Annotated in this window: 10 protein-coding genes and 1 riboswitch; of the genes, 8 read left to right on the top strand and 2 right to left on the bottom strand. The window is 46.8% G+C overall.

Annotation, left to right across the window (positions count from 1 at the left end):
* Window positions 1–128 precede the first annotated feature (128 nt).
* Both JRI46_11030 and amrS read left to right on the top strand, forming a co-directional pair.
* Window positions 129–923 (top strand): hypothetical protein, encoded by a 795-nt coding sequence (locus JRI46_11030; GenBank protein MBW2040102.1) that lies wholly within the window; start codon window positions 129–131, stop codon window positions 921–923.
* A gap of 605 nt (window positions 924–1,528) precedes the next feature.
* Window positions 1,529–2,698 (top strand): AmmeMemoRadiSam system radical SAM enzyme, encoded by a 1,170-nt coding sequence (amrS, locus tag JRI46_11025; GenBank protein MBW2040101.1) that lies wholly within the window; start codon window positions 1,529–1,531, stop codon window positions 2,696–2,698.
* Between the two features lie 5 nt (window positions 2,699–2,703).
* On the opposite strand, the gene JRI46_11020 is transcribed toward amrS, so the two are convergent.
* Together JRI46_11020 and JRI46_11015 are read right to left on the bottom strand one after the other, a co-directional pair.
* Complete coding sequence (locus tag JRI46_11020; protein MBW2040100.1) at window positions 2,704–3,759, bottom strand: radical SAM protein; 1,056 nt, start codon at window positions 3,757–3,759, stop codon at window positions 2,704–2,706.
* Between the two features lie 652 nt (window positions 3,760–4,411).
* Window positions 4,412–4,588, top strand: a riboswitch (cyclic di-GMP riboswitch).
* A 501-nt stretch (window positions 4,589–5,089) separates the two neighbouring features.
* On the bottom strand, window positions 5,090–5,818 hold the full coding sequence (locus tag JRI46_11015) for a response regulator (protein ID MBW2040099.1): 729 nt from the start codon (window positions 5,816–5,818) through the stop codon (window positions 5,090–5,092).
* Window positions 5,819–6,417: 599 nt separating this feature from the next.
* On the opposite strand from JRI46_11015, the gene JRI46_11010 reads away from it, so the two are divergent.
* The 6 genes from JRI46_11010 to JRI46_10985 form a co-directional block, all read left to right on the top strand.
* Window positions 6,418–6,837, top strand: coding sequence for a YjbQ family protein (locus tag JRI46_11010; GenBank protein ID MBW2040098.1), 420 nt, complete (start codon window positions 6,418–6,420; stop codon window positions 6,835–6,837).
* 244 nt (window positions 6,838–7,081) lie between these two features.
* Complete coding sequence (locus tag JRI46_11005) at window positions 7,082–8,647, top strand: Rne/Rng family ribonuclease (protein MBW2040097.1); 1,566 nt, start codon at window positions 7,082–7,084, stop codon at window positions 8,645–8,647.
* 80 nt (window positions 8,648–8,727) lie between these two features.
* Complete coding sequence (ffh, locus tag JRI46_11000; protein ID MBW2040096.1) at window positions 8,728–10,062, top strand: signal recognition particle protein; 1,335 nt, start codon at window positions 8,728–8,730, stop codon at window positions 10,060–10,062.
* Window positions 10,063–10,123: 61 nt separating this feature from the next.
* On the top strand, window positions 10,124–10,387 hold the full coding sequence (rpsP, locus tag JRI46_10995) for a 30S ribosomal protein S16 (protein ID MBW2040095.1): 264 nt from the start codon (window positions 10,124–10,126) through the stop codon (window positions 10,385–10,387).
* A gap of 48 nt (window positions 10,388–10,435) precedes the next feature.
* On the top strand, window positions 10,436–10,666 hold the full coding sequence (locus tag JRI46_10990; protein ID MBW2040094.1) for a KH domain-containing protein: 231 nt from the start codon (window positions 10,436–10,438) through the stop codon (window positions 10,664–10,666).
* 10 nt (window positions 10,667–10,676) lie between these two features.
* Window positions 10,677–10,791: ribosome maturation factor RimM (locus JRI46_10985; protein ID MBW2040093.1), on the top strand; the 115-nt coding region annotated here is incomplete at its 3' end.

The raw sequence follows: 10,791 nt of genomic DNA, 5'->3' as shown, positions 1-10,791 counted from the left end.
TCGTAATACCCTCTTCATCAGCGGCCCCTCCTTTCAAAAGTTTTTAACAAAATAAAATTGTTACCATTTTAGGGGCCGCTACCCTAAATTTCAACTAACTTTGACACACCCTCATGAAAAGAGCGGACATGAAAGTTTATTATCTTCAGCCAATAACAGATGATATTTTAATTAAAAAACTGCATCGTAAGATGGGAGAAGAGATTCTGCATTATGATAGAATCTCTTCTACACGCAGGGAAGAACCATATGAGACTAAAAATGAATTGGATCTGAAATATGTTGAACATGTTAAGGGAATCATCAATGATGTGGGTGATTTTATTAGAGGTTTTTTGCCGAAATTTTTTTCTTCCCAAAGAGCAGATTTTGATTATGTGCGAAAATATAATGTTGGATTCTTGGACAAACATAAACTCTTGGTAAAAGTTAGGGCAAAAACAAATAAAGGAGAGAAAGAACTTTCCCTGAGTTTCGATCTGCCTTCATTCCTTTACGTCCCTAGAATACTTTATAGAATGAAAGGACAATATGTATATCTCCACAATCATTTAGAATCTAGAATTTCATTTGTAATTGGCAATCGAGAGAATCCTAAAACAGATGACTATTTCATTGATGATGCAATGGAAGAATTGTGGCATCTTGCGATTCATCCTTATCTTATAAAAAAATTGAATAGAAACCTCGGGAGTGAAGAAATAAAACCAGACGGCGACATGCCTAAGATTTTGATGGAAGGAGAGTATCTCGCCAAGGCCTTTACACTTGTTTCATTCGATGAGTTCAAGGAAAAGAAGAGATACGATATTCCTAGCAGGGAAACTAAGGATAAGGGCAAAAATTTAGTTGATAAAATCAAGGGTATCGGAATTAAGAAAGCCTTGAAAGAAATCAGTAGACCTGGAATTTTTGATAGTTAAAAGCGTTACTTATTACAAAAGATACGAACCTGCAAGAGGTAAATAGTCTTCAGGCTCTTAGATTACCCACTTCGCTAAGAATGGGAAATCTTATAAGCATTAAAATTCAATCAAATAATTGAGATGGTAAAAATGGCTCCGCCTTTCACATGTAGAGGCCGAGGTCCGAGGAGCTCTAAAGGTAGTTTGCCCCTGTTCGCCGTTTACACGCACAATCCTAACTCTTAGGGAAAAGTTAATTTTGAGCAGTGGTTCCACACAGAGCTATTCCGATAACAATCCCTCTCTCAAGGATCTCTTTTCGTAAAGGGCTCTGGTTCAATACCCCTACGAGGGCTGCCTTCATCAATATCACTGGAGAGGTGTGGAATGCGGTAAGGAAAAGCGGAATAAACGAAGGCCTTTGCCTTATAAAGAGAAGATAATAGGTGTTGAGGTTTAGATATCTACAATTTTCAACAGTAGAGCCCAACCGCAATATGTTGTATATTGATCTAATAAAATTCTTAAGACAAGTAAGAGAAAAAATTTAATATTTAGGCCATTCTTTCATAATGAATAAATCACATGAGGAACCTCTTACAAATTATTCCCTCTTGCTTGACATGGGAAGCAGCAGGAAGGGTGAGGGTATCCCTGAGCCCCGTCTGACGAGACGGGATTTCTTGAAGTTTTGCGGGACGAGTTTCAGTGTTCTTTCCCTTGCTCACCTCTTCGGTTTTCCGGAAACCGTGCGGGCACAAATGGCCAAGAAAGGCCTCATCAAGATAAAGCTCTCCCCATATTTTACTGCCCTGGATGGAGGAGAGATCCAGTGTGAACTATGCCCCAAGCGATGCCGTGTTCCCAAGGGCAAAAGGGGTTTTTGTAGGGTGCGTGAGAATCGTGATGGGAAATGTTACAGCCTGGTCTATGGGAATCCTTGCGCCATTTATTTAGACCCGATCGAGAAGAACCCCTTTTTTCATGTCCTTCCTGGCACCCGTTCTCTTTCGCTCGCAACAGCGGGGTGTAATTTCGGGTGTAAGTTCTGCCAGACTTGGGAAATCTCCCAAGCCTCCCCAGAGGACGTATACAGCTACGAAATGCCACCTGAGATTGTGGTGAAGAAGGCCAAGCAGATGGGGGCCCATTCTGTTGCCTACACTTACGTGGAACCTATGATCTTTTATGAATACATGCTAGACATTGGCTCCTTTGCAAAGAAGGCCGGCCTTCTGAATGTCATCCACTCCAATGGCTTCATCAATATGGATCCACTCCGAAACCTGTGCAAAGTGTTAGACGCTGCAAATATTGATCTGAAGGGGTTTACGGAGACATTTTATCGTGAATTGTGCAGCGGAGAACTGGCCCCCGTGCTCGAGACCTTGAAGACGCTGAAGCAGGAGAAAATCCACTTAGAGATCACAAACCTCATGATTCCCACAAAGAACGATGAGATGTCGGTGGTAAGGGAAATGTGCCTCTGGGTGAAGAGAGAATTGGGCGCGGATACTCCAGTCCATTTCTCTCGGTTTTATCCTTTGTACAAGCTCAAGAATCTCCCCCCAACGCCGGTTTCGACGCTAGAGAAAGCCCGGGCAGTAGCTTTGTCTTCTGGCCTTGAATATGTATATATCGGGAACGTACCGGGCCACGAGGGTGAGAACACCTTCTGCCCCAGGTGCAAGAAGATGGTAATCCAACGAACGGGATACATGATTGGAGAGATGCACTTGAAGGGAGGCAAATGCGATTATTGTGGAAAGCCTATACCCGGCATTTGGGCGTGAGGAATTCAGCTTGATCGGCGGTGACGGTAAAAGTCCCTGACCGCCACAGATTTGGGGTCAAGGTTGGTCAGGCCGTATTGTTCAGCCCAGTCCATTGCCTCCAAGAATTCATGCACGGTGATCCCACGGGAGATTTTTGGATATTCAAAGGCTTTGTATTCCACACGGTATTGAGGCATGATGTTCACGTAGGTGGATTTGGGAAGGTTCTGGGCCACCCACTTGACGAATTTCTCCGTCCCGGCCACCCGGTTGGGCATTACTAGGTGTCGGATCATCAGCCCGCGAAGGGCAATTCCTCGCTCATCGATCAGAAGTTCTCCGACCTGCCGGTTCATTTCGATGATCGCTTTCTTCGTTACTTCAGGATAGTCCGAAGCCCCGCCTAAATATTTCGCCGCCTGATCAGCATCCATATATTTCATATCCGGCATATAGATATCCACGATGCCATCTAAGATCTTCACTATCTCTAAGCTCTCGTAACCGCTGGTATTGTAAACCAAGGGAAGACGCAGCCCTTTCTTCAAGGCAATCCGCGTGGCATTGAGGATGTTGGGTATGACGTGGGTGGGCGTGACTAAGTTGATGTTATGGCAGCCGATCTTCTGGAGGTAGAGCATCATATCCGCCAGATCTTCATCTTGAACTTCCTTACCTCTTCCCTCAATGGAGATGGGCCAGTTCTGGCAGAAGACACAGCGGAGATTGCAGTTGGAGAAGAAGATGGTGCCAGACCCATGTTGGCCCACCAACGATATCTCTTCGCCAAAATGGGGGTGAGCGCTGAAAATCACGGGTCTGACCGGAGCCCGGCAGAACCCTCTTTCGCCTTTTTGCCGATTCACCCCACACCGCCGGGGACACAGCTGGCAATGCTCGAAGATGGCATAGGCTTCCTCGACCTGCTGAGCCAATTTACCCTCTTGCTCCAGTCTCTCATAAGCTGGATACCATCGCTCTCCCCTTTTCTGTTCGGCATGAAGGGAGAGGGGAGAAAGGAGCAGCGAGCTGCCCAAGAGGAGAGAACTTTTGATGAAATCCCGGCGCGTAATTTCCATACCGGACACTCCATTACCTCAAAGGCTACAGGCCCTTTTCTTCAAGCATAGAGCGAAAAGTCTTGAGGGCAGACTTGCCCACAGGTATTCACATAGCTGAACATTTGTAAGATGACCTCTTTGATCTCCTGAGGCGAGCAGCCTAGTTGAACAGGGCGTAACATTGCATTGGCCAAGTCATTATCTAAAACCCACCACAGAGCAAAACCTGTTCACTAGAATATCCAATGAAGTATAGACCCGCTATCTTTCACGTTCTCTCATTCAACTCCTCAACAATGTTACTGCGCTGCGGCCCTGGTGTCAAGGCAGTAAGCCTCGAGAGAAGGGACACTTCCCATATTTCTTTGAGGTTTAGATATCTCCATGACATCAAAGAAATTGAGAAGTTTAGATATTGGCAAGATATATACACTGTATAATTTTATTTTTGGATTCCGCAGTTAAAACCTGCATCAAATATTGTATTTATTGGAATCGAGTGAATCTTCATATTCCAATTAGAAATATTTAGATTGAAACAGCCAGAGGAATTGAAATACAACCAGCCAAAAAGGCCGGGCAACACAATCTATTCAAACCGGAAAAAGAAAAGAAACGTCACCTATCATCTTTTTCTTGACATGCATTTTTAGTCTGCTAAAATTGAAAGCGCCGACAAAGCCAAACCACCCGTGAGGGTGGGACGGAAAACCACGGGTCTTTGAATCTCAATTGTTGGAATCTGCGAGTGGCTTTTATCTAATTGGGTGAGTGTTATAGCGCGACCGTTGACAGAGCCACCTTAGCGAAAGAATCGATAAATTTTAAAGATAGCCGAGTTGCCGAAGTGAATGGGTGACTCGGCTTTTTTATTGGTGTAAATCACCTAACAACATATCCCCTAACCTTCTGGAGTGAGCTTGCTGTGGCCTCTGATCTGGGTAAAAATGTTGCAGAAACATACAAGCATCTAAATATAAAATGAAAATTGAGCTGTCCCACAATTTTTTTAACGAACTGAAATTGGTTATTTTTTCCGTATTTATTCTCAATGTTTTGGATGGTGTCTTGACGATCATCTCGGTGTCCACAGGTAATGCGCTAGAAGCTAATCCTCTGATGGCGTATCTGATCGATTATCATCCTGTCCTATTTATGATCTGTAAACTACTTCTCGTCTATCTCGGATCTGTTATTTTATGGCGTTTTCGGAAAAACATGTTAGCCATCTTTTCAATATTTGCTATATTTTTAGTGTACTATATAACTATACTCCATCAACTCAGATTTTATTAACATAGGATTTGTCCAGAGCTTGACCAACTAAGATTGGTGACAGTCCTCCTCCTCACCCTTTTCTCAACCTCTCTATCTCCAGGCGTAACAATTGGGGGACTTTCTCCTCGATGACCTCCTCCACGGCCTTCCTCAACTCATGGCCTAGCGCAGTGGCCAATCTAACCGTTAGGTCTTCCATGACCTCCTTCGGGACCCCTCCCAGACCTTTTTCAGGGGCGCTGACCTCTTTGAAACCCTCCTCCTTTGCCTCAAAGACGGGCTCAAAGGCCTCCGGGGGCCTCTCCTCGAATTCCTTCTCCTTTTTTTCTTGAGGAGGTGATACTGCAGCAACATGCTCCTCCACTACATCTTCCAGCTCCAACACTTCTTCTTCCTTCTCCTCCATTGCCTCTTCTAGGGGAAGGGCTCCTTCACCCTTGGCCAAGACCTCACGCACCTTACTGACGGCGGCATTGGTCTCAAAGGGCTTTACGATAAAGCCATCCGCTCCCACTCGGCGGCTCTCATCCTCATCAAAATCATCTAAGATTCCGATCAACAACAGGACAGGAATGTTTTTTAGGAGGGGATCCTTCTTCACTTCCTCACATACCTCAAATCCATTCTTCAGGGGCATGTTTATGTCAGCAATGATCAGGTCTAGTTTATCCTTTCTCGCCTTGTCCAAGGTCTCCTCGCCGTTGTTGGCAAAGGTGAAGGCAAACTCGGGGGGGAAGGTCCTCTCGAAGACCTTTTGAATGATGATGCTATCATCCGCAATAAGGACTCTCGTTGCCATTTTCCGCTCCTTCTTTTTTTGTCTATTTGCTTTTCTTTTTATCTAAAATATCGAAAATTTAAACATAAATAATTAGTGATGTCAATAAGTTATCCTTCCACAAATCGCCAACATAAAAAAGTAGAAGGAGGAACACTGCCCATATTTCTAACCGCAAATATTGAAAATATCATTTTGATACCTCAATACTCAACCTTCGTTCTGAACTGCAATGAGGCCATGTCCGAAGAGCACCAAGGATGGTTTTACTCCCATTTTCCGTTAACACGCACAATTCTAACTCTTAGGCAAAAGATAGTTTTAAGTAGTGGTCCCGTGTAGAGCTCTTCTGATGACATTCCCTCCCTCAAGGATCTCTTTACATCCAAGGGGACTATGCTAAACTTGCCCCATCGGCATGGTATTGATGGATTATTTGCCGCAATTACTTAGAAAACACCTTTTCTAAGTAAACTCCCAAAAAGGAATTTTCTCTTTGGGGAGTTTGAGGGGTGTAACCCCTCAACGTGAGGCTGAATTAAAGAATAAGTTATTTTCATCGTTCAAGGATGACAAGACCGTCATGAAAAATTATTGTGAGAAGAGGAAAGGAGGCAAGAATGAAATCCCATCGTAAAAAACTCTGGTTTAACACCCCTACGAGGGTTGCCTTCATCAACATAACTAAAGACGTACGCAAGGCGGTGAGAGAGAGCGGAGTAAAAGAAGGCCTTTGCCTTATCAACGCCATGCATATCACTGCCAGTGTCTTTATCAACGATGACGAATCAGGGCTCCACCAGGACTACAAAGACTGGCTGGAGGAGTTAGCTCCTCATGAGCCTATCTCCCATTACCGCCACAATCGCACTGGAGAAGACAACGGTGACGCCCACCTGAAACGCCAAATCATGGGACGTGAAGTAATCGTGGCCATCACCAAGGGGGACCTTGATTTTGGTCCATGGGAGCAGATCTTCTACGGTGAGTTCGACGGCCGACGCAAAAAGCGCGTGCTGATAAAGATCATAGGAGAATAAAAGAGCAAAATATGCAAATAAAAGTGCTTCCTTAACAGATGATGATGTGAATTGTCCAACGATATAGAAATATTGGGAAGCTATATAGTATTCCTCAATGTCACCATCAAACCCCCATCTCCCCATGGCGCCCCCACAACTGGCTGTGTTCACCATAGTAGACTAGGTCGTTGACAAATTTTGTGCATTTAGTTATAGTTTCTTATAAATATCATCCAAAAATTTTTAATAGGTAAAATCGCTCATGCCGAAAAAGATCTTGGTCAATGCCTCCTATCCAGAAGAGGTCCGGGTAGCGGTTGTAGAAGAGGGGGTATTGACCGACTTTAGCATTGAAACCTCCACCAAAGAGAATATAAAGGGAAATATCTACAAGGGAACCATTACCAAGATTGAACCCAGCTTTCAGGCCGCTTTTGTCAATTATGGGGGAGTGAAGAACGGGTTCCTCCCCTGTGATGAGATCCATCCCGACTTCTGGATCCGCAAGGACTTCCCCCCAGACAAAAGGCCAAAGATCCAGGACATCCTGAGGAGGAAACAAGAGGTCTTAGTCCAGGTCACCAGGGAGGGGATGGGGAACAAGGGGGCAGCCCTTACCACCTATCTATCGCTGCCCGGAAGATATCTGGTCCTCATGCCCGGCAGCAACAGCAGCGGGGTGTCGCGCAAGATTGAGGATGAGGCCCAACGCAAGAGGTTGAAGGAAATCGTGCGCCAATTTGATCTGCCCGAGGGGATGGGCTTCATCGTGCGCACGGCCGGGATGAACCGAAGTAAAAAGGAGTTGTTGACCGACTTCGGGTATTTCATGCGCCTCTGGGAGAACATCAAGACTCGCAACAAGGAACTCCCCACTCCCTCTTTGATCTATCACGAGAGCGATGTGGTGGTGAAGTCCATCCGGGAGTATTTCTCCCCGGAGGTAAAAGAGGTGATCATAGATGAGGAGGAGGCCTATAAAAGGGCCAAGGAGTTCTTTAAAGAAATCATGCCCAAGTATCGCCGCAGGGTCAAGCTATATCAAGATGAACAGCCCCTCTTTTCACGTTTCCAAGTTGAGCAACAGATAGAACATATCTATTCCCGTGTGGTTCCTCTAAAGTCCGGGGGGAGGATATGTATTGATATTGCTGAGGCCTTGGTAGCCATAGATGTGAACTCTGGTCGTGTACCCCAGGCCAAGGATATCGAAGAAGCCGCCCTGATCACCAACCTAGAGGCAGCTGAGGAGATCGCCCGTCAGATGCGGCTCCGGGACATCGGAGGGTTGATCGTCATCGACTTCATCGACATGAGATCTTCCCAGCACAACCGTGAGGTAGAGAGGAGGTTGCGCAACACATTCAAGAAGGATAGGGCCAAGGTGGATTTGTCGCGGATATCCAAATTTGGGATCTTGGAGCTATCCCGCCAACGCCTTAAGCCTTCCCTCAGCGAAGGGGTCTACCTCACCTGTCAGTATTGCCAGGGACGGGGAAGGGTCAGGTCTCCTTACTCTATGGCCCTGACCGTCCTTAGAAAGATACAGGAGAGAGTGATCCAAGATGACCTCCAGATGATCAGGGGGACCCTTCACAAGACGGTCGCTGAGTACCTCTTAAATTATAAGAGGGATGACCTCAACGCCATCGAGAGGAAATATGGGCTGCAGATCGTCATCATCGGGCAGGAGGACATGTCAGCGGAGGAGTTCCAGCTTGACTTTATAAAGGCGGAAAAGTCCCCAGTTGCCCTCATGGAGAAAGAGGACGAAAGTGAAAAAGAGGAGAAAGAGAGGCCATGGTACAAGAAATTGCTGCCCATCTAAAGGGCGAAAAGAGGGCTTGACAACAAGGAGATGGTAATCTAAAATTATAAATTTGACTAATAAAATTTAACGGATGGGAGATGTTTGAAAGCCTCACTGAGAGGTTAAATCAGGTCTTCAAAAAGCTGAGGGGCCGGGGCAAGCTGACGGAAAAAGAGATCAGGGAGTCCTTACGAGAGGTGCGCCTCGCCCTCTTGGAGGCGGATGTCAACTATAAGGTGGTGAAGGACTTTATCAAGGGGGTAGAAGAGAGGGCCGCAGGACAAGAGGTGATGGAAAGCCTCACCCCTGCTCAACAGGTTATAAAGATCGTCCATGAGGAGCTGATTAAATTGATGGGTGGGGGGGAGGACAATAGCCTAAGGTTAGAGGGTGCTGCCCCCATCTCCATCATGTTGGTGGGGCTCCAAGGTTCAGGCAAAACCACCACGGCGGGCAAGATGGCCGGATATCTGTGGGGAAGAAAGAAAAAACCCTATCTAGTCCCTGCTGACCCCTATCGGCCAGCGGCTATAGAACAATTGAGGAAACTGGGGGAAACTTTAGGGATCGACTGTTATACCCCTAGGCCTGGGGATGACCCATTGCAAACCGTGGACAAGGCCAGAAAGCAGGCCGAAACCCAAGGCCTTGACGCCGTCATCCTTGATACTGCCGGCCGTCTCCATATCAATGAAGAGTTGATGGAGGAACTGAGTAAAATAAAAAAGTTATTGGACCCTCAGGAGATACTCCTCGTGGCCGATGCCATGACCGGGCAGGATGCGGTCAATGTAGCCAAGGGATTCGACGATGCCTTGGGGATAACGGGGGTCATTCTGACGAAAATGGACGGAGATGCCCGGGGAGGAGCCGCCTTGTCCATAAAGGCGGTTACTCAAAGGCCAATAAAGTTCGTCGGCATTGGGGAAAAGCTGGACGCCTGGGAGACCTTTCACCCGGATAGGATGGCCTCCAGGATATTAGGAATGGGCGATGTCCTCTCTCTGATAGAGAAGGCGCAGGCGGCCTTTGACGAGCGCCAGGCCGAGACCTTGGAGAGGAAATTGAGGAGGGATGAGTTCACCTTGGAGGACTTCCGGGATCAGCTGCACCAGATCAGGAAGATGGGTCCCCTGGAGGATCTTTTGGGGATGATCCCAGGATTGGGCAAGATTAAGGGAGTCAAGGCGTTCCGTCCAGATGAGAGGCAACTACTGCGTCTAGAGGCCATCATCAACTCCATGACCAAGGAGGAGAGGAGAAATCACCACATCATCAGCGGGAGCAGGAGGCTTCGCATCTCCAAGGGAAGCGGAACCAAGGTTCAGGATGTCAATAGGCTCTTAAAGCAGTTTGCGATGACGAAAAAGATGATTAAGCAGTTAAACAGAAAGGGAGGAAAAGGGCCTTTTCCTAAGATTCTCCCCTTCTGATTTTTCCCTTTGTCTATGAGCTGAAAATCTCTAAACTGAGAAAGGAGGTGAAAGCAGGGAGATGGCGGTGAAGATCAGGCTGGCGCGGTTTGGGTCCAAGAAGAAACCCTTTTATCGTATCATCGTGAGTGATGCCCGGGCCCCAAGGGATGGGAGGTTCATCGAGAGGGTCGGCACTTACGACCCCAAACAAGATCCACCTAGCATCCACGTCGATAAGGATAGGGTAATGAAGTGGCTTTTGGAAGGGGCACAGCCTACTCCCACGGTAGCCCAGTTGCTGAAGCGGGTGGGGATCAACGCAATCGCCAAGAAGGCAGTGTAGATCTAAATGGGTGGCCTAACTGGTTGAATCACAAAAGGAGGTCGGAAAATGAAGGAGCTAATTGAGTATATTGCAAAGTCATTGGTGGACAATCCCGATGAAGTGAAAGTGACTGAGATTGAAGGTGAGAGGACATCCGTAATTGAGCTTTCTGTGGCCAAGGAGGACTTGGGAAAGGTCATAGGCAAACAGGGGAGAACAGCCAGGGCCATTCGGACCATTTTGAGCGCTGCCTCCACCAAGAACAATAAACGGTCCGTCCTTGAGATCATAGAGTAGCCAGAAGGCTGTGGGAGAAGACCTCATTGTCATTGGAAGGGTCGCCAGGCCTCATGGCGTGAAAGGGGAGATCAGAATTGAGTACTTCAATCCTGAAGATCCCCATTTTTTCTCCCGGTATCAGA

This window comes from Deltaproteobacteria bacterium (genome assembly GCA_019308925.1).
Classification (GTDB): Bacteria; Desulfobacterota; B13-G15; order B13-G15; family RBG-16-54-18; genus JAFDHG01.
Note: the sequence above shows the minus strand (reverse complement) of the source record. Positions and strands in the feature narration are given on the sequence as shown.

Bases quoted from the DNA above. Each gene is read 5' to 3' on its own strand.
- JRI46_11030 (MBW2040102.1), top strand. From the start codon at position 129: ATGAAAGTTTATTATCTTCAGCCAATAACAGATGATATTTTAATTAAA.
- amrS (MBW2040101.1), top strand. From the start codon at position 1,529: ATGGGAAGCAGCAGGAAGGGTGAGGGTATCCCTGAGCCCCGTCTGACG.
- JRI46_11005 (MBW2040097.1), top strand. From the start codon at position 7,082: ATGCCGAAAAAGATCTTGGTCAATGCCTCCTATCCAGAAGAGGTCCGG.
- JRI46_10990 (MBW2040094.1), top strand. From the start codon at position 10,436: ATGAAGGAGCTAATTGAGTATATTGCAAAGTCATTGGTGGACAATCCC.
- JRI46_11015 (MBW2040099.1), bottom strand. From the start codon at position 5,818: ATGGCAACGAGAGTCCTTATTGCGGATGATAGCATCATCATTCAAAAG.
- JRI46_11020 (MBW2040100.1), bottom strand. From the start codon at position 3,759: ATGGAAATTACGCGCCGGGATTTCATCAAAAGTTCTCTCCTCTTGGGC.
- JRI46_11010 (MBW2040098.1), top strand. From the start codon at position 6,418: ATGAAATCCCATCGTAAAAAACTCTGGTTTAACACCCCTACGAGGGTT.
- rpsP (MBW2040095.1), top strand. From the start codon at position 10,124: ATGGCGGTGAAGATCAGGCTGGCGCGGTTTGGGTCCAAGAAGAAACCC.
- ffh (MBW2040096.1), top strand. From the start codon at position 8,728: ATGTTTGAAAGCCTCACTGAGAGGTTAAATCAGGTCTTCAAAAAGCTG.